At 37.9% G+C, this 18,543-nt stretch carries 19 protein-coding genes and 1 pseudogene; 6 read left to right on the forward strand and 14 right to left on the reverse strand.

Annotation, left to right across the window (positions count from 1 at the left end):
• The first annotated feature begins 11 nt into the window (after window positions 1-11).
• Window positions 12-749, forward strand: coding sequence for an adhesin OmpL37 family surface protein (locus tag LEPBI_RS13435; protein ID WP_012389670.1), 738 nt, complete (start codon window positions 12-14; stop codon window positions 747-749).
• A 99-nt stretch (window positions 750-848) separates the two neighbouring features.
• Here the strand turns inward: LEPBI_RS13435 and LEPBI_RS19255 are convergent.
• The 9 genes and pseudogenes from LEPBI_RS19255 to LEPBI_RS13470 form a co-directional block, all read right to left on the reverse strand.
• Window positions 849-1,047 (reverse strand): annotated as a pseudogene (locus tag LEPBI_RS19255) (hypothetical protein).
• An 11-nt stretch (window positions 1,048-1,058) separates the two neighbouring features.
• Window positions 1,059-1,304, reverse strand: a complete 246-nt coding sequence (locus tag LEPBI_RS18960; RefSeq protein WP_081431671.1) for a type II toxin-antitoxin system HigB family toxin — start codon at window positions 1,302-1,304, stop codon at window positions 1,059-1,061.
• Between the two features lie 176 nt (window positions 1,305-1,480).
• Entirely contained in the window at window positions 1,481-2,038 is a 558-nt protein-coding gene (locus LEPBI_RS13440; RefSeq protein ID WP_012389672.1) for a hypothetical protein, read from the reverse strand.
• An 84-nt stretch (window positions 2,039-2,122) separates the two neighbouring features.
• The gene (purT, locus tag LEPBI_RS13445) at window positions 2,123-3,298 is read right to left on the reverse strand and encodes a formate-dependent phosphoribosylglycinamide formyltransferase (RefSeq protein ID WP_012389673.1); all 1,176 of its coding nucleotides are present in this window, start codon (window positions 3,296-3,298) and stop codon (window positions 2,123-2,125) included.
• Between the two features lie 45 nt (window positions 3,299-3,343).
• Window positions 3,344-3,814, reverse strand: a complete 471-nt coding sequence (locus tag LEPBI_RS13450; protein ID WP_012389674.1) for an ankyrin repeat domain-containing protein — start codon at window positions 3,812-3,814, stop codon at window positions 3,344-3,346.
• Window positions 3,815-3,826: 12 nt separating this feature from the next.
• Window positions 3,827-4,639, reverse strand: a complete 813-nt coding sequence (locus LEPBI_RS13455) for an AraC family transcriptional regulator (RefSeq protein ID WP_012389675.1) — start codon at window positions 4,637-4,639, stop codon at window positions 3,827-3,829.
• A gap of 32 nt (window positions 4,640-4,671) precedes the next feature.
• Window positions 4,672-6,876 carry a heavy metal translocating P-type ATPase gene (locus tag LEPBI_RS13460; protein ID WP_012389676.1) on the reverse strand — a complete coding sequence of 735 codons (2,205 nt, stop codon included), beginning with the start codon at window positions 6,874-6,876 and terminating at the stop codon, window positions 4,672-4,674.
• The gene (locus tag LEPBI_RS13465; protein ID WP_012389677.1) at window positions 6,860-7,063 is read right to left on the reverse strand and encodes a heavy-metal-associated domain-containing protein; all 204 of its coding nucleotides are present in this window, start codon (window positions 7,061-7,063) and stop codon (window positions 6,860-6,862) included. The genes LEPBI_RS13460 and LEPBI_RS13465 overlap by 17 nt, the downstream gene beginning before the upstream one ends.
• Window positions 7,056-7,481, reverse strand: coding sequence for a hypothetical protein (locus LEPBI_RS13470; RefSeq protein ID WP_012389678.1), 426 nt, complete (start codon window positions 7,479-7,481; stop codon window positions 7,056-7,058). The genes LEPBI_RS13465 and LEPBI_RS13470 overlap by 8 nt, the downstream gene beginning before the upstream one ends.
• 131 nt (window positions 7,482-7,612) lie before the next feature.
• Between LEPBI_RS13470 and cueR the strand changes: the two genes are divergently transcribed.
• Window positions 7,613-8,005, forward strand: coding sequence for a Cu(I)-responsive transcriptional regulator (gene cueR, locus LEPBI_RS13475; RefSeq protein ID WP_012389679.1), 393 nt, complete (start codon window positions 7,613-7,615; stop codon window positions 8,003-8,005).
• Window positions 8,006-8,013: 8 nt separating this feature from the next.
• Here the strand turns inward: cueR and LEPBI_RS13480 are convergent, their stop codons facing one another.
• Window positions 8,014-9,138 (reverse strand): hypothetical protein, encoded by a 1,125-nt coding sequence (locus LEPBI_RS13480; RefSeq protein WP_012389680.1) that lies wholly within the window; start codon window positions 9,136-9,138, stop codon window positions 8,014-8,016.
• 46 nt (window positions 9,139-9,184) lie between these two features.
• On the opposite strand from LEPBI_RS13480, the gene LEPBI_RS13485 reads away from it, so the two are divergent.
• Both LEPBI_RS13485 and LEPBI_RS13490 read left to right on the forward strand, forming a co-directional pair.
• The gene (locus LEPBI_RS13485) at window positions 9,185-10,612 is read left to right on the forward strand and encodes an LA_3751/LA_3752 family putative glycosyltransferase (protein WP_012389681.1); all 1,428 of its coding nucleotides are present in this window, start codon (window positions 9,185-9,187) and stop codon (window positions 10,610-10,612) included.
• A 45-nt stretch (window positions 10,613-10,657) separates the two neighbouring features.
• Window positions 10,658-11,578: an eL43 family ribosomal protein gene (locus tag LEPBI_RS13490; RefSeq protein WP_012389682.1), complete on the forward strand. Its 921-nt coding sequence runs from the start codon at window positions 10,658-10,660 to the stop codon at window positions 11,576-11,578.
• Here LEPBI_RS13490 and LEPBI_RS13495 read toward each other — a convergent pair.
• A complete protein-coding gene (locus LEPBI_RS13495; RefSeq protein WP_226992791.1) occupies window positions 11,575-11,859 on the reverse strand; it encodes a hypothetical protein in 285 nt (94 codons plus the stop codon). The two genes, LEPBI_RS13490 and LEPBI_RS13495, sit on opposite strands and share 4 nt — an antisense overlap.
• A gap of 80 nt (window positions 11,860-11,939) precedes the next feature.
• Here LEPBI_RS13495 and LEPBI_RS13500 point away from each other — a divergent pair, with 80 nt between their 5' ends.
• Both LEPBI_RS13500 and LEPBI_RS13505 read left to right on the forward strand, forming a co-directional pair.
• The gene (locus tag LEPBI_RS13500; protein WP_143708639.1) at window positions 11,940-12,272 is read left to right on the forward strand and encodes an STAS domain-containing protein; all 333 of its coding nucleotides are present in this window, start codon (window positions 11,940-11,942) and stop codon (window positions 12,270-12,272) included.
• Window positions 12,273-12,311: 39 nt separating this feature from the next.
• On the forward strand, window positions 12,312-13,487 hold the full coding sequence (locus LEPBI_RS13505; RefSeq protein ID WP_012389685.1) for a hypothetical protein: 1,176 nt from the start codon (window positions 12,312-12,314) through the stop codon (window positions 13,485-13,487).
• Window positions 13,488-13,492: 5 nt separating this feature from the next.
• On the opposite strand, the gene LEPBI_RS13510 is transcribed toward LEPBI_RS13505, so the two are convergent.
• The 3 genes from LEPBI_RS13510 to LEPBI_RS13520 form a co-directional block, all read right to left on the reverse strand.
• The gene (locus tag LEPBI_RS13510) at window positions 13,493-14,743 is read right to left on the reverse strand and encodes a response regulator (RefSeq protein WP_012389686.1); all 1,251 of its coding nucleotides are present in this window, start codon (window positions 14,741-14,743) and stop codon (window positions 13,493-13,495) included.
• Window positions 14,744-14,856: 113 nt separating this feature from the next.
• Window positions 14,857-17,997: an HAD-IC family P-type ATPase gene (locus tag LEPBI_RS13515; RefSeq protein WP_012389687.1), complete on the reverse strand. Its 3,141-nt coding sequence runs from the start codon at window positions 17,995-17,997 to the stop codon at window positions 14,857-14,859.
• Window positions 17,998-18,116: 119 nt separating this feature from the next.
• Window positions 18,117-18,518 carry a hypothetical protein gene (locus LEPBI_RS13520; RefSeq protein WP_411711855.1) on the reverse strand — a complete coding sequence of 134 codons (402 nt, stop codon included), beginning with the start codon at window positions 18,516-18,518 and terminating at the stop codon, window positions 18,117-18,119.
• Between the last annotated feature and the right edge of the window lie 25 nt (window positions 18,519-18,543).

Genomic DNA, 18,543 nt, shown 5'->3' on the forward strand with positions numbered 1-18,543 from the left:
GAAACTGTACTGTGCGAACCTTTCTTTTTTATTTACTAGGAGGCCTATGTTTTGTTTGGGGGAACCAAACTCACTCCAATGGTAATTTACAAGTCGCATTTGGTGCTGAAGAAAACTACTTACTCGTTCGCTCCATTGATTCCAGCATCATCCACTTGGGCAACACCGAAGAAAAATTAGAATATAGAGACATCATAGACGAATACTTACGATTCAAAAGCCTTCATATCCAAGGTAAATATGGTGACGCATACCTTGCTGTTCGTTCCACCCAATACAAACTCATCCAATTGTATGACAAAATTCTTACTAAAAATATAACACTTGTTCGTAGTGAACTTGAGACCCTCGGCAGAAAAGCAAGGGACAAAGAAAAAACACAAACCAAAGCCTTTTTACGATTGGCACTCCGCGATGTAAGCGAAGCAGAACAAAAGTTAGTGATGGCAAGGAATATGCGTCCCTACTTATACCTTTTAAAATTAAGAGAAATGTTATTTTCTTTGAAGATCTTGAAACATGCAGGTAAGTTTGTGATCTTTCTCAACTTACTTCATGATGGCCAATACATGGATTCCATCGAGTTTTATGATTTTGATTCCATTGAATCAGAACTCATACGAGGGTTTGGAAAAGGAACCAAACTCCTTGCGATGCATTATGATAATGTTTTCCTTCCTTATGGCGACGGAAGTATCTATGAAGACAAAATGACCAATTTTAAAGTCCAAAACATCAAACAGGACTAATCCTTCGATCGTTTGAGGAATGTGGCAGAAGCCCAAGCGAGGGCCTTGCTTTGAAGAGTAGCGGTTAGTTATTGTTATGCGAAGTTACAAACTGCACGATCAAATGAATACCGAAGGAGAAATATTAAATTTTTCTGCAGTGCTTTGATTTGCCGTACATTTAATTCTCTTTTCCCATTTAAGATTTCTGAAACAACACCTTGACTAATTTTTTGTATTGTTTATCAGTATGAGGGACAGAGAGAATATCTTTAACATCGTTCCAAACATTTCTAACTTTTTCAATTTCTAGAATCATAAGTTTTCCATTTACCATTTACCTTTATCATATTCAGAATGTGATAAAATGTTTCTTACAAAAACTTTCTGCCTATTGAAATGAATAGCCGCAATCAATCTAAAGCGGTTTCCGCTAAAGTTAAAAACTGTAAATATACCAACCTGGTTCACGGAGTTGAAAACTTTCTTCAATTCATTAAAGTCCTTAAAAATAGTTTTTTTTAATAATTCAAGTGTTACCCATGTCCTGAGGCATACATTTTTGCTATTTCGTATAACGAACTAGCCTTACCGAAGTTCCCTGACCCTGAGTCCCAACGGGACGTTAGGGACTGGAACGACACTTGCAAATGCAAGGGGAGTGCCAGAAGCCTATGTGGCGGAGCCCAAGCGAGGGCTCGTCCCGAAGCGAAGCGGTTAGTTACTGTTATGTGTAGTTCGTGATCTTAAAATTAGTCAGTACTTGAAAATAAAAGATTGAATATTTTATTCCAAGGTTCATCGGTTGAGCAATATTCATAAGGGATGATATCATCTGGTAAAAGTTCCATTGCATTTTTCACTGTTAATACATATGTTCCATTTGATTCAAGTATTTCTATAACTGATTTTTCAAATTCATTAGCATAATTGTTTGAGTCAATTAATGCAGTTGGTTCATTAATATTGGGAAGAGTCCAAAAATCATTACGAATGGTGATTGTATCCCTGCTGAAGGCAGCTATGGGCGTGTATAAATTAAACATTATCGTATATCCTTCATTGAGCCCAAAATGAATATCTTTAGAATGAAAAAAAACTGCCGCAAAAGTATTACCAAAACCTCCATCATCATTACGTATTTTTAAATTATGTATTTTACATATTTTTGAGACAATCGGAAAAATTAAATTTTGATATGTTGGAGAGTCATCACCATTGTAACCTGGAATAAATGGCTTCCACTGTTGTAGATTTATTAATTCATTTCTTGTAAATTCTAATCTTTTTTTAACAAAGTCAAGGTTCATTGTTTTATCGGTATAGTTTGCTTTTTACGAATGCACATAACTCCCTAGAAACGAAATTGATATCACACCGTCAAAATGGAAAATTTAAGTTTTTAATTGGATGTGATCTCGACCACGATTGGCTTTTTCTTTTGCTTCTTCAATCGTGTTTCCAAGTGCCAAACTAACACCCATTCGGCGTTTTCCTTCCACTTCTGGTTTCCCAAAAATGCGAATGTCCACACCTTTGATTGCCAGTGCTTCTTTTAGCCCTACATACTCAGGCGATTTGGTATTCCCTTCGAGTAAAATGGCAGAACTTGCCGCAGGTGTTTGGAAGATAAGTTCGGGGATGGGAAGCCCAAGTAAGGCACGCACATGGAGGGAAAACTCAGAAACATTTTGGGAGATAAGGGTCACAAGTCCTGTGTCATGTGGCCTAGGTGAGACTTCACTAAAGTACACTTCGTCCCCTTTCACAAATAATTCCACACCAAAGATCCCAAACCCACCAAGGCCTGTTGTCACAGTTTCTGCAATGTTTTTGGCGGATGTTAAGGCTAGGTCAGACATGGGTTGCGGCATCCAAGACTCCACATAATCCCCGTTCACTTGTCTATGCCCAATGGGAGGTAAAAAACTGGTTCCATCGATATGGCGGATCGTAAGAAGTGTGATTTCAAAATCAAAAGGGATGAACTCTTCAATGATCATCTTCCCTTTGCCAGTCCGACCTCCGGTTTGGCCATACTCCCATGCCTTTATTATATCGGCTTCTGTTTTGACTAAACTTTGTCCTTTCCCAGAAGAACTCATAATGGGTTTCACGACACAAGGAAAACCAATAGTATGGACTGCGTTTGTAAAATCTTCGATGGTGTCGGCAAAAAGGAATTGGGAGGTTATTAAACCCAGTTCGTTTGCAACGAAATTACGAATGCCTTCACGGTTCATGGTGAGGTTCACTGCTTTGGCACTCGGTATGATCTTAAATCCATCTTTTTCTAACGTAACAAGAGTTTCGGTATGGATGGCCTCAATTTCCGGGACAACAAAATCAGGCTTTAACTCGCGTATGGTGGCCTCTAGTTCTTTTGGATCGAGCATATTGATGACCCGGGATTCTTGTGCCACAAGCATAGCTGGTGCGTTGGGATAACGATCCACGGCGATGACATGAACACCCAATCGATTGGCTTCGATGGCTACCTCTTTTCCTAATTCTCCAGAACCTAAGAGGAGGAGTTTTGTCGCATGTTTGGTAAAAGGTGTTCCGATCATATTCGCAAAGATGGAGACACCGCCATATACGACAAGAAAGAATCCTTACATCAAATATCGTTTTCCTAAATTGTCTCGTTGGTAAATATTGGCACCCATTCGGATGAGTAAGTCAGACAATTCGCCAAGTCCATCAAAACTATTGGCAATGTGTAAAGCAGTCACACCATTCGGATCAGCCGCATTGGGATTGGCACCTGCATAAAGTAAAATTTCTACCGCTTCTATATTTCCTGCTTCGGTTGCCTTATGAATTGGGAACAAACCCATGTTATCTGGTTCGTCTGGATTCAAGCCAATCGCTATAAGTTTTTTCAAAAAATAAACATCCGTTGTTTCTGTGACCGCAATCCCTAGCAGTAAAGCTGACTCACCTAGGCAAACTTTTTTCAGTTCTAGATCAGATAACAAAAGATCAAAACTATCTTTGTCACTTCGAGTGATGGCAGAACACAAACTGCGAAGTCTGATATTTGATTTTGATTTCAGAGCGAAATCGAGTATGTTTTGTATCATGGTACCATCCTATCACTCATCTGCTGTGTTTTGCTTGTAAAAATGAGACATTTTTTCATATTCTGCAAACCATTCTTTAGGAATACTACCGGAATTTCGTTTAAAATCGTGATTAAAATGAGACTGATCGGTGTACTCAAAAATTTGAGCCAGGTCTGTGAGTCGGAGGTCTGGATTATTGGTTTGGTAATGTTCTGGATTTCTGACAAGGGACAAAACTCGGTGCACCGACCTGTATTCGGAAGGATTGAGTCCTACTACTTCTTGGAATTTTCGTTCCAATTGTTTGCGTGAGATCCCCAGTTTTTGGGCAAGTGGATTGATATTGGTTTTGGGATTTGTCAATGCAAACAAGGCAAAACGTAGGTAGGCCGGGATCTCAGACGGAGAACCAGGATAGTTCTGTAAATACTCCGATAAACATTCGATTAATTTTTTTTCTTCTAGTATCGGATTTTGAAAAATATGATCCAAACAATTGTTCGATGCGATTTCCAAAAATTGATTTTTGATTTCCATTCCATTTTTTGAGAAAAGAGAAAAAAAACCGGCTACATAAAAACGAATAGAGACGAGTGTCAATTTGGATTCGGAGAGGACCCTCCACCTCCTCGTTTGTGGACCAACAAGATGAGACTTTGGCAATGGAAATGTTTCCCCTGATTCCGTTTCCACAATGGGAGGGTCTCCCAAATGAAAGACCATCTCACACTCGTAAGATGGCAAAATCCAAGGTAATTGATTTGCCGTTACCTCCCGCCAAACCCAAAACTCTTTGACATAGGTTTGCAAATGGGCAGGAGGTTTGAAAAATAAAATGTCCACAGATTTTTCTTTTATCCTAGTTCGGTTCTTTTTTATTTCCAGCGACTCATCCGGAGTGCATTGAACACAACAGAGATGGAACTAAATGCCATGGCAGCTCCACTCACCCAAGGCGCCAGAAGACCTGAGGCGGCAATGGGAATCCCAAGAAGGTTGTATCCAAGTGCCCATCCAAAATTTTGTCTGATGTTAAGCACTGTATCCTTTCCGATGCGAATGAGGTCCACGATCCTTTGGATGTCCCCATTCACAAGCACAACATCTGCGGTGCTGATCGCAATGTCAGATCCGCCACCCATAGCGATCCCAACATCAGCCGAGGCAAGTGCAGGTGCATCATTGATCCCATCGCCCACCATTGCCGAATGGATTTGATTGTTTTTGAGTTGTTTGATGATCTTGGATTTTTCTTCTGGGAGCAATCCAGAATACACAGACACAATCCCCACTGCTTTTGCTACTTTGTTTGCTGCTTCGAGATTGTCACCTGTCAGTAAAATCGGTTCCACACCGATCGAACGGAGTTCTTGGATTGCTTTCACGGAAGATTCTCGGATTTGGTCTTCGATCCGAAACACAATCATGCCTTCCATGTTCCCTCGTATCCCAACAAAGACCAAACTCACACCATCTTTGATCCATCCTTCCACAGCACTTCTTATTGTCTCAGGAATGGTAAATCCATTCATTTCAACAAACGATTGTTTACCGGCAAAATATACAGTACCATCAAGTTCTGTTTGGATTCCACCACCTGGCGAAGTGATCGTTTTTACCATCCCAACACTACCCAAGTAAAAATCTTTTTCCTTTCCAAATGCCAAGATGGCTTTGGCTAATGGGTGATCAGAAGTTTCTTCCATGGCTAACACATGACCAAACACAATTGATTTTTTTTCATCTGAAATGCCAGTCACTAGAACATCTGTTACTTTTGGTTTTCCTTCTGTGAGTGTCCCTGTTTTATCAAAGAAAATCAGATTGATCTTAGAAACAGATTCTAAAGCTTCCGCACTACGAAAGAGCACCCCACGTTTTGCGGCCCTTCCCGTTCCGACAAGGAGGGAAATGGGAGTGGCTAGTCCAAGTGCACAGGGACAAGCAATCACAAGGATGGCAATACTTGTTTCAATCGCTGTAGTGATTTCACCAGGTGCCAAAAGGAAAAACCAAACCAAAAAATCCAAGATGCTTATGGCAATCACAACTGGTACAAAATAAGCAGAAATTTGATCGGCTATCCTTTGGAGAGGTGCTTTTGTCCCCAGTGATTCTTCGACCGAACGTATGATATGCGATAAAGTAGTATCATTTCCCACTTTCATTGCCTTCACCACAAGCGATCCATTTCCATTCACTGTTCCACCGAGAATCTTATCACCTTGTTTTTTTTCCACAGGCATACTTTCACCAGTTAACATGGATTCATCGGCGTAACTTTCTCCTTCAGTGACGATTCCATCCATTGGAAATCTTTCTAAGGCTTTGACGAGAACCAAATCACCTTGTTTTAGGTATTCATTGGGAACTTCCGTCCAGACTCCATTGGTTTTGACAGTTGCCGTTTCGGGGCGGAGTGTGAGTAATGCTTTGATTCCATCGCTACTTTTCCCTTTGGCGACATGTTCAATCCATTTCCCACCTAAGATAAAGGTGATGAGAACGCTTGAAGTCTCAAAGTACAAATCTTTCCCAAAGATACTATACCCATACGCCGCAGAGGTTCCTATCACCACCAGTACATCCATATTTGCCGATCCATTGCGAAGGGCACGGTATGCGGATTGGTAAAATGGAAAGCCAATGATAAATTGTACAGGTGTTGCGAGTACTAACTGAACCCACCTGTCCATCAGGATATGCGGCATCGGAAGGAAGGATAAAAATTGGAAATGTGTGACCATCCCATAAAACAAAGGAAGAGAAAAAAGGGCCGAAAGGATAAATCGAATTTTCAAAACTCGAATATGGTCTTTTTGCTTTTTTTCCGTTTCTGACTGTTTGTTTGGATCGTGTTCTGTTGCGCTGTAACCAAGAAATTCTACTGTTTTGAGTAAAGAATCGACAGTAACCGATTCCTCAGATCTTAGAAATACAGACTCTCTTGCAAAATTAACCCGAACATCAGATACACCTGCGACCTTGGAAAGGCCCTTCTCAATCCGAAGGGCACAATTCGCACAAGTCATTCCAAAAAGATCTAACGTGTGTTCTGCTAGTTTATTTGACGTTTCCAAGGGTATATCCATCCTCACTCAAACGGTTTTTGAGTTGGTCCAACTCTTCTTCCGTTAAAGTTTCATTCACACTCACCATTTCTGCATCGACATCGGCAACTGCTTGTTTGCCCCTCTCTGCGAAAATTTTCTCCACTGTTTTTTTACAATGTGTACAAGTCATTCCTTCGATTTCATAATTAACCATGATGATGCTCCTTTTTTTCTTCTTTCAATTCACCTAACGGCAATTTGTATTTTACTTCTGCGCCTTTTTGGCCTTTCCAAACTGGATTTAAAAGTAATTCTCCAGTGTCTAAGGAAGCACCTTTCGGCAATTCACAATAAAAATGATCTGGGTGGCCAGAACACTTCAATCTAACTTCTTTGCCAGCATTCACTATAATAGCACTGACATCTGAATTTTTGGAAGTAGGATTTTCAAAGTTGATATCCAAAAGATACACCTTAAATCCAAGGTTTTTGTAAACCAACACTTCTGTATGGAATGCGCCCGGCATTCGGATCACACCACCATTTGGCCCAGGTTTGTGTTCTCCATGCGCTAAAATTGGTTGGAAACTGAAAAGAACCGAAAAAACTACGATTCCTATTGAATTTTTCATTGTTTTATTATTAACTCCTTTGTTAATCTTAACTCCAGTGTAAACCTTCCCACCGTTGGAAGGTCAATAGGCGATTTAAAATTTTTTCCCTTTTTTTTACTTTTTTTTGATCCCAATTTTGGAGTAAAATGATGAATATCGGTGAACTTTCCAAGTCCTCAGGCGTTACGACAAAACTCATCCGCCATTACGAGAGCATTGGCCTCATCCCAAAGACGCGAAGGACAGACAACGGGTATAGGCTTTATTCTGAAGACGACGTACACTATGTACGTTTCATCAAACGATCCAGAGAACTTGGATTTTCATTAGAAGACATTAAAAGTTTGATCGGACTTTGGAAAAACAAATCCAGAAGTAGCAAACAAGTCAAACAACTAGCTGAAAAACATTTGGAGGAATTAAATTTAAAATTAAAACAAATCAAAGACATGACAGATACTCTCAAACATTTAGTAAACCATTGTCATGGAGACCATAGGCCAGACTGCCCTATCTTAAAAAAATTAGAAACAGAAGCTTAAAATTCAATTCAAAACATATCTTTGATTCGGTCTGCCATCAATCGATTGGCTTTTTCATTGAAGTGAATGTCTTCTCTTTGTAAGAGTTGTTTTTGGTTTCGAAACGATGAACGCATATCGATGAATTTCATTCCAAACTCTTTTGCCATAGTTTGTAATGCTAACACAAATTCAGAATCCCCTTCTAACCAACGTTCTTCCATTGGAAAACCAATTTTTTGGTAAACCTGGAAACGAATGGGATCAAATTCAACATCAAGAGGAATATAAACTAAATTCAATTTCTTTTTGTTTTGGATTAAATCCATATGGAATCGGCGAAACACTCGCTTCCACCTTTTAAAGTTTTGATTGGCTTCAGAATTTACATTCAGTGATTCTTTGAAATAGTTGGGACTGATAGAATATAAAGTGCGAAAGGAAGGAAACAATTCATCACCTAACTCTACTTCTACATTGTTTGATTTCTTCTTGTTTTGCTTGAATTCTGTATGGGCAAACTTTTGAATTTCCACATCCATTCGAACTTGTACCGAGTCGAAGTACAGTTTTTTTAGAACCAATCTTGTATACTCTGGAACAAACAAAGACATAAAATGAATGTACCATTTTTGCCTACCAAGAAAATGCAAATAATCGGGAGTATCCCCCGTTTCATAAATATCATTGCCATATACAACAAGGAAAACTTCTTCAAAAGGAATTTCCTTTTGGATTTTTTGAAAAACAGCAAATTCATTCTCTAAAGTAAATCCAGGCATACTCACATTTGTCCATTGGCACTTGGTTTCACGGTTTAAAATTTCCGAAAAAGTATCTTCCCAAAAAATACCAGACCCAAATGTTTGCGAATCACCTAACAAAATAAAATGACAAGATATGTTACCTTTACTACTGGATTCTCGTATGCCAAATTTTCCAATCTTACCAGGTTCTACTTCCCCACTACGGAAAAAAGGAATAGTGCGATTAGGAGGGTAATGGAAATACCCATATGGCAAATCATATTGAAACCAATTTTGATCAAACCATCTCAAAGCAGATATCGATGTAAATCCCATGAGAGCGATCAATCCGATTACAGCAGCCTTGTTAAATCGATTTCCATTTCCATACTTGATTACTTTTTTCATTGCTGTTACTTGGATCTTTTCCAGAATGTGTTAGTTTCGATAAGTCATGATCCAGACAAAAAAAGCAATTGGTTTCTTTTATGGTTTAGGTTTTTTAACATTCTCTTACCTGTTTATCAAAACAATTCAGATTGTATCTTTTTCAGATTTTTCGCTCTTCGAATGGCAACTAAAACAAACTTTCCAAGGATCATTACAACTTCCTTATCCTTTTATCAGAACAGACCCAAGTTTAGAATTTTTCCCTTTACCCAATTTATTTTTTCACCTAACAAATAATCGAATCGATTCCACGTTTCCAAACTTATACCCAATTTTGTTATCTCCAATATTTCATTTTTTTGGTAGGGTTGGATTACAAATCACCCAACTTCTTCTTTTTTTTCTATCTCTATGGCTGTTTTTCCAAATGAAACGAGACCACTTCTTAACCTTATTACTCATGTTTGGTGCTTCTATCCCTATTTATACCAACTTAATACACGATACAATATTGATATTTTTTTTAGAGATTTTACTTTTTTATGTTCTTCATAAAAAACTCATCTCAATAGCTTCATTTATCACGGTTACTTTGGTCTGGATGAGGCCAGAAATGGTATTTCTGATTCTCCTTCTTCCATTTTACTTTGAATGGGAAACCATTTGGAAAAAGTATATTGTCTGGTTACTTGCGATCGGAATTTGTTTTGTTTGTATCAACTATTCCTTTTTTGGAACGGTTTTACCACTGAGAATCTTCAAAAACGGTAACTTCAAATGGAATTTGGAAATTTGTATTTATTTATTACGATTGCTTTTGGAACAGATTCCGATCTTTACTCTTTTTTTAATTCTTAGCCTTTACCAATGGTTTCAGAAGCAGAAATCATTTCACTCTCTGGCATTAATCTTCATAACTGCTCTCGTCATAATATTGTCACCTAACACAGGTGGGCATAACACTCCACGGTATTTATATTTTCTTACTCCTTTTTATTTATTTTCCATTCATCAAATCGTTAAAAATAATTTGGTCAAAGAATGGAAATGGATGATCACCACCCTATTGATAAGCTTCTATTCGATTTACCAGCTGAATTACCAAACAAAAGAAATCATTAAAATTTCAAAATTCCAATCCAATACATTGTCTGCATTGAAAGAGATCCCAGAACAAACACTCGTATTCAATAATTCAGATTTTTCATTTGTGGCCATTCCCCTCTTGTATCAAAATAAAAATTTGATCTTACTCCGAAAATCGCCTGAAGAGTCGGGTTTTAGCAGTTTTCTTACATTAAACAAAATCAATTCGTTTGTATTTGTGGAATTGCCTCCTTCCCCATATGAAATCCCCAATCCACTTTTGATTTCCAATTGCAGTTCCAATTGCAAATACACTCGAATCAAAACCTCCGCATTACCAAACACAATGTTACCCATTATCATTTCTACTTACCATCGAAATGGGGACTCGGAAACAAATTTCTGACTTGATTTCTAAATTGATACTGACTAGAGTAGAAGCGGAATAAAAATGACTCAACCAAACCAATGCCCTAGCTGTGGTAGTACAAATATTTATCGAGAATCAGCAACCATTTACCGATGCTCCGATTGTTTCGACAAACTTCCGTCAGCTGCCATGTATGACAGTCCTCCACCAAAAGTTTATGGCACAAGTCAAAATACTGATACATTTTCTCTGACAAAATACAAATACGTTCTCATCGCTGTTGTTGTGGGATGGATGGTATTTGGAAGTATCATAACCGCAGTTTTCAATTCCAATTCACAAAACTCGTCTTCCATCCAAGAAGAAGAAAATCAATCCATTACCCTCGATCCCAATTTGAACGTAGTTGAAATCATCCCCGAAGGAGAATTTTTTTATGTCAATGGATTCCCAGATAGCATCGGTAACACCTATTTTGTGGGAACATTTACGAATCGTAGCGGTCATTCTTTATTGATGCCGAAGTTTACGGTTACATTGCTCAGTGAAGATGGAACGAGTTTAGGGTCAAGTGATGGTTACGGCGAAAAAAATTTGATTGAGAATGATGAATCAGTCAGTTTCGAAGTATTGTGGTCATCCATTCCAAAATATCATCATTATGAAATTGCCGTTACTGCCACAACCTACCAAGGTGATTTAAATCGCCCTAATCTCAATTTAGATTCCATTCAATTAAAAAAAGTGAAAAACAAAGGAACAATCCTAACAGGAAAAATTCAGAATTCAGGAACTTCAATTGTAAATTTCACAAGGATCAAATGTTTGATCATTGGAGCCAATGATAAGGTGATTGATTATGCTAGTTTAGCATTAGAAAAGGAAGACTTTTTACCGAAAGAATCACAAACATTTTCATTTGAATTTTATCGATCAAAAGAATTCCCATCTTTATACTATTGCGAAACTGATGGTATCAATAAAGAATCGAGTTCAAATTAATCCCATTGTTTGTGGAGGACTTGGTAAAAATTTTCGATCGATTTGTCCAAATTTTGTGTTCTCCAATAAGGATTACTTTCGAGTGAAATTTGTACATGTTTGACAACACTCCTGATAAAACTTGTCCGATCAATTTTTGATCCCTTTTCCAGTTTTTCAAAACTCGTGTTTCTTGCTGATAACTCTTTTTTCAAAGCTGAAGATATCACAATTACAGCATCATCTGTTGTTAGGCGATGCTCCATAATTAATAACTCAGCAGCTTCCTTGATCAATTTCATTTGGCGATCGCTTACAGACATAAGGAAAATCTATTTGATAGAAAAGATTCCAAAAAACAAGACAGAATTTGAAATTTGTTTTGAAAAAATCTTTCAATATTTACAATACCAGTCAAAAAGGGACAACATTGGCTGTTGTCATCAAAATCAAAAACGAAGACATTTCGTTCGATGGTTTGAGTGGGTTTCGAGAAAGAATTATGTCTACCATTCAAAATTCCAAAGAGGATGTCCAACTCGATTTCACAGAGATTACCATGTCCTTGGACAGCGCCACCATTGGTGAACTCATGAAATACCATGCAGCTCTGGAATCACAAAACCTTCAGTTACAAATCTCAGGCGTCAATAAGTTGATTCGGACTGTTTTCCGTCTGAACAAATTGGACACCATCCTCCATTTAATCGATTAAAATTCGTACCTGTACGTAAGGAACGGATTCCAAGGAGTCTTGGAAACCATCTTTGTTTTTGATCATCAATTTGATCCGTCTGATCCATGTATGAATCGGTTGTTCCCCTTAAGTGCATTCATCCTTCTTCTCACATTGGGTTGTGCCAAAAAAGACCAAGAATCCTACCTTTGGGCTTTGGCCTTACTTGGCTCACAATCCTCTGGTTTTACAAGTACCACTCCTGAGAATCCGAATTCCGATCCAACGGGATCCATCCCAATCAAAATTCACATTACTATCCTCCCAGCACCCTCGACGCAAAACCTATGCCCAAATTATGGTGGAGTCTTCATTCAGTATAAAAAAGGAGATGAAACAAGCTGTTCGGCCAACAATTGGGATCTAACTTGCGTTTCATTTTTGTACAATCCGGATGGCTCTACCAAGATGTTGGATTCCAGAAGTTTTATAGGAATCAATTGGAATGATGACGTAGAATTACCATCCAATTTCCTACCTTCACAATTTATATCCAATTTGGTTTGTTTCAAACAACAAATTCCGCCAAACAAGGATCATGTGGAAATGTATAGTTTCCAATTACAATCCATCAAAAGTAACAACGTCGTTTGTGAATCAACATGGAATGAGAACCAATGTGTGGATACTATACCCATCATTGGACGAGCCGAGTTTATCTTTCCAAAGGAATTTCCCATCCTCTCCTCAGATGGAGATGGCCATGCGGGTTCCCAAACCCTTCTATTAAAGTTCATCACAGAAGATTCTTTGTACACAACTTGTACATACTTTGGAAACGAACACCGAAAATTGAATGGATTTACAGAAAATGCCTACATCGCTGGAAATGGAAACCAAGATGGTGGATTAGGAAGCTGTCGACAATGTGATTCCGATTATTGTGAATCGATTGATCCAAATACGGGAACTTTGATAAGTCTAACGCCGAAGAACGAATTCAAAATTCCGATAGGAACACTCGTAACGGTTCAAAAAGAGATCATCATGGTTGTCGTCAAAGGACAAGGTCCAGGCAAACATAGCGTTCGATGGAATTTACAAGGATTCAACCAATGGATTGTCACCAATCAACTACCAGTCTTCCTTTCCAATAGTAATGTACTGTTTGTTTTTATGTTCCCAATATTACTAACTACGTTTCTAGTCATCCTAAAACTCAAAAAGAAACGGATGCAAACAAGGAAAGAGTAAGTGATTTACTTCGTTTCGTTTTGAATCGGAAGCGAAATTTGAAAGGCTACTTTTGTTTTGGGAGCTCCATTCCAATCGAAATGGTCTTTCACATTAAAAATGGAGATTTTTCCATTATGTTTTTTGATGCAAGTGTCTACATAACTCAATCCCAATCCAAAATCTAAAGTACCATATGATTCAAATACACTTTTCGACAAACGATAGAAGGGCTCAAATATCAAATTTTCAAATTGAATTGGAATCCCAACAGATCCATCAAAATTAGCTGTTGGTTCATTATAGATTGCACATTTGAACCATTCATTTTCCATTTTTATGATGATGGTGATAGTTGTATCAGGAAATGAAAATTTACAGGCGTTTGTAATGATTTCAGTAAATGATTTTTTAAAGCATGATTTGTTGATAAGGAGATTCTGAGTTGAATGATGATTGTGAATATCGCTGATTACGATTTTATGTTTTTGAATTTCCAAAATATGAGACATTTCATCGATCCAACCTTTCATCTCTAGGTACAATTCAAACATGGTTAACTTTTCAAATGATGGTTGTGTTGTGATCAAAGAGTCAATTTCTGCAAAAGCATTTAATGATTTTTCTGCCATATCTGCATTCGTTTGGATGAGTTCCATGAGTTCAGATTCAATCTTATAATACTTTCCATCAAATTCAGAAGTATCATTTACCATTTTTAAGATGGAGACCAAAGCTCCAAATCCTGCTCCTTGGCAAAAACTATGTTTTAAACTTTCAAAGAGATTTTGATTTTGCCTTTTCAATTTCCCAATGGAATTCATTTTTTCTTTCCATTGTATCCATTCCAATTGACCTTCCAATCGTAATTGGTGCTCTTTACGAGAAATGGTTTCAATCCGTTTCATCTCATAAAATTCAAAAGCACGTTTTACCTTTAAGGCAATTTCAAAATTCTGGATCGGTTTGATGATATAATCAAAGGCACCCATTTTCATGACTTTGACAATGAGTTTGGGATCAGAATTTCCTGTGATCATCATAATCACAGGTTCTACATCTCCGATTTTTAAACTGGAGATGAGCTCATCACCATTGAGTCCAGGCATTTCATAATCTGTGATGACAACAGGAAACGGTTTTTCTAAATAAGAAGCCAATGCTGATTTGCCATCTTTGGCAAGTACGACTTGGTAACCAAGTTCCGAGAGTTGTTGTTTTAAATAAAAACCTAAAACACCATCATCTTCAGCAACTAATATCCGTTTCTCTTTCAAAAATGATCCTTTGAATCACTGTAAACTCAAACTAAACAAGTTTCAGATTTTTGAAATCACTTTGATCCTTCCTTCTATCTCCTGAATCGATCAGTAGAAATACTCATTGAATATTAAGAATGAATCTCAGTTAAATCTAATTTTCGTCTTCTGAAATACTTTACAATTTCCGAATACAGTAACAAAACCAGTGTTCCGTGAAAGGCAAATCCGTATACATGAATCGGTAGTGGAGCGAAATAATAGATTGAACTTAGTTCTGTATAAAAAAACAAATAACACAAAAGAATGGAAAACCCAATTCCGATCCAAATGATTCGGTTTGCAAATAAATCCATACGGAATACGGATTCTATCCTAGATCTTTTACTTAAAACGTTTGCAATTTGCACAGTAATCGTTGGAAAGAAGAAAGCGGTTAAGGATTGTAAATACTCTGGGCTAGCTTTCGCCATATTCAAACCTTCTGGAGATTTTGGCATCACTCCTCCACATTCGGTATAAACAAAGTAAAAGTATGTACTGAAACATGCTCCAAACAAAATCATTCCTTCCTTAAAATAGGAATTTAGGATGAATCGTAATGAAATCAATTTTTCATCTCGATTTCTTGGCTTACGATTCATGATCCCTTTTTCAGGAGGTTCAGAACCAAGTCCCATTGCTGGGATTAAGTCTGTACCCACATCCACAGCAAGAACACCCATCACCGTCATCAAGAGAGGAAATCCAGGAATCATCGCCCAAAGTAAAAAAGGAATTAACTCTTGGGGGTTTGAATTCAAAACATAAGCCGAAAATTTGCGAATATTATCAAATACCCCACGTCCTTCTTCAATTGCCGAAACAATCGTTGCAAAATCATCATCTACAATGATCATTCGTGCTGCTTCTTTAGCAACCTCCGTCCCACGTTTACCCATTGCAATCCCAATGTCCGCTTTTTTTAAGGCTGGACCATCATTGACTCCATCTCCTGTTACAGCCACAATCTCACCTAATTCTTGCAATATGGTAACAATTCGTAATTTTTGCGAAGGAGACACTCGAGCAAATATTGGTTCACCTTTCCTAACCCATTCACGAAGACTGACATCTGTCATTTGGTCAATTTGGACTCCTGTGATGACAACAGGTTTTTCACCCCCAATTCCAATACTTCGTCCTACCGATTCTGCCGTGAGCGGATGGTCACCTGTGATCATAAGGATCCGAATGCCTGCTGTATGGCATTTTGTAATTGCATCTGGGACTGTTGGCCGAATGGGATCCGACAAACAACAATGACCCAAATACACCATATCTTTTTCTACATTCAATAGTGTCATTTGGTCCAATGGACCTGATTGGTTGGAAATCATTTGATAAGAAAATGCTAAGATCCGGTTCCCTTGTCTTGCGGATGCATCTGATGCATTTTGTAATGACTTCCTTTTTTCCTCATCTAGAGGAACAACAGATCCATTTTCATATACGTGTGTACAGATTGTTAGTATTTCAGCAGGGCCACCTTTTGCATAAACAATTGCAAAATCCTCATTTTGGACAACCACACTCATACGTTTTCGTATCGAATCAAAACCATTGGTAAAAACTCGTTTCCCGGAAGTATTGTGAATCCTTCCAGATGCAAGGTACAATAAAGAAAGTTCAGTTGGATCACCGAGTGGATTTGGAACCAAAGAAGCATTATTACAATAATAACCACATTCTAGTAAGAGTTGACTACCTTCTCGATTGGAAAGTTCATCTGGCGAAAGGTATTTCGAATCAAAAAATAATTCAGTCACTCGCATTTGGTTTTGAGTGAGAGTACCCGTTTTATCGGAGCAGATAACAGTCGTACAACCCAATGTTTCAACACTTGACAAATCCTTTAAAATTGCGTTGCGTTTTGCCATTCTAGACACACCTAACGCTAGTGATAGGGTCACTGTTGGCAATAAACCTTCTGGAACATTCGCCACAAAGATGCCGATAAAAAACAAAAAGGCTTGGACAAAACTGAGACCAGCAACCCAGTATCCGAGGATCAAAAAGACCACTCCAATGCTAAAAGCAAAGAGTGAAATGGAGATCACAGTTTGGCGGAGTTGTTTTTGTAGTGGACTCTCCACCCTTTTGATTTTGGAAGTTAATCCAGCAATTTGTCCAATTTCAGTCGACTGTCCTGTCCCAAAAACAACAGCTTTCGTTTTGCCTTTGATAAGGGAACTACCAGCAAATAGGATGTTTGGCATCTCCAACCACAAAAATTTTCCTTCCAATACAATTTGATTTTCTGATTTATAACGACGCGCCGAAGTTGATTCTCCTGTTAAAGATGAATTGTCCACTTCCACATCTTCGGATTCAATGATTCGACAATCAGCAGGCACAATGTCCCCTTCCGCCAGAACAAGCAAATCTCCTGGCACGATTTCATCGGCGGGAACCGTTAATACATTCCCTCCCCGAATGACAGGACATTCATTGGCAAGTAACTTTCGTAAGGCTTCTACTGCGTGATCTGATTTTGATTCTTGAAAAAAAGAAAATATCCCATTTATCAAAACAACAATAAAGATTGCGAGACCTAACTCTGGCATATCCACACCTGGCACAAAGCAGAGGCCAGTTGCTACCCATAATAAAATGGCAAAAAGATTAAAAAAACTTTTTATAAATTTCCAAATCATGGGAACTGATTTTTCTTTTTCAATTACATTTTTACCAAACGTTGATAATCGAATTTTTGCTTCCTTTTCAGTGAGACCAATTTGTAAATCTGTTTGTAATTCGAAGGCAATTTGAGAATGATTTAAGTTTTTATAACTTGGTTTCATATTGACTTCGCCGCGTTGGACTACACTTAAAACGTCTACCTCCTTCTCGCATGACATCAGTTCATCAAAAATTTGGGGCAAAAGTGACGATAAGCCATGTAACAAACGTAAATGGAGAGATGGTAAGTTTTCAGGGATCATTTGGAATAATACCAAACGAATATGTTTGTCACCCACAATGATTCCTTGGGGGAGAATGAATAAAAACAATTCTGGAGATTTGATTTTTTTGGATCGAAAATGAGGGATCAAAATACTTTGTCCAATCGACTCAAATGTTTGATTGGGAATGGATTGAAAATGGTTTTGGATTTCTTCTCGGATTTCCAATTCCCTAATTTTATTCAGTAAAGAATTGTGAACATCATCCCAATTTTTTGAATCATTCAAAATTTGAATGGAATCAACATTTAAGTATTCCAGGAGCATGGCTCCATCTGACTCTTATTGGATCAAAATTCTATCTATTTTTTTCTTTTACCTTTTTCGCCTGTTTTGGCACCATTTTGAATTTCGGCTCCAAAGATCAGGTTTCGCATATGATTCAGTTAATCTAAAAATATTTCTTTGGGTGCTTTTGGGTACCGTTGTTGGATTCCATCCCACCAAACATCGGTACTAAATGCGGCTGATTCTGAAATCTGCCATTTCCCATTTACTTTTTTGAACAAAGCTTCCACATGGCAACAGTCATAAGGTAAATCTTCTGAAAGATCAATTTCCTTCCCATCTTTCCTTTTTGCAACACCACGAAACCAAGCAAAATCTCCTGCGACTTTAAAATGTTCGACGACAAATATAAATTCCTGTTTGAATTCATTCGACATTCTTGCACGTAATAGATCGAGTAAATAGGACCTTTCTACTTCGTTTGTTTTTGATTTTATTTTATAATTCTGGATTGTTTGTTGGGATAATAGACTCACACTGAAAAAGATCGCGATGAAAATATAAACAAATTTGCGGCTCAAAATT

The sequence above is a fragment of the Leptospira biflexa serovar Patoc strain 'Patoc 1 (Paris)' genome, from assembly GCF_000017685.1.
Lineage (GTDB): Bacteria > Spirochaetota > Leptospiria > Leptospirales > Leptospiraceae > Leptospira_A > Leptospira_A biflexa.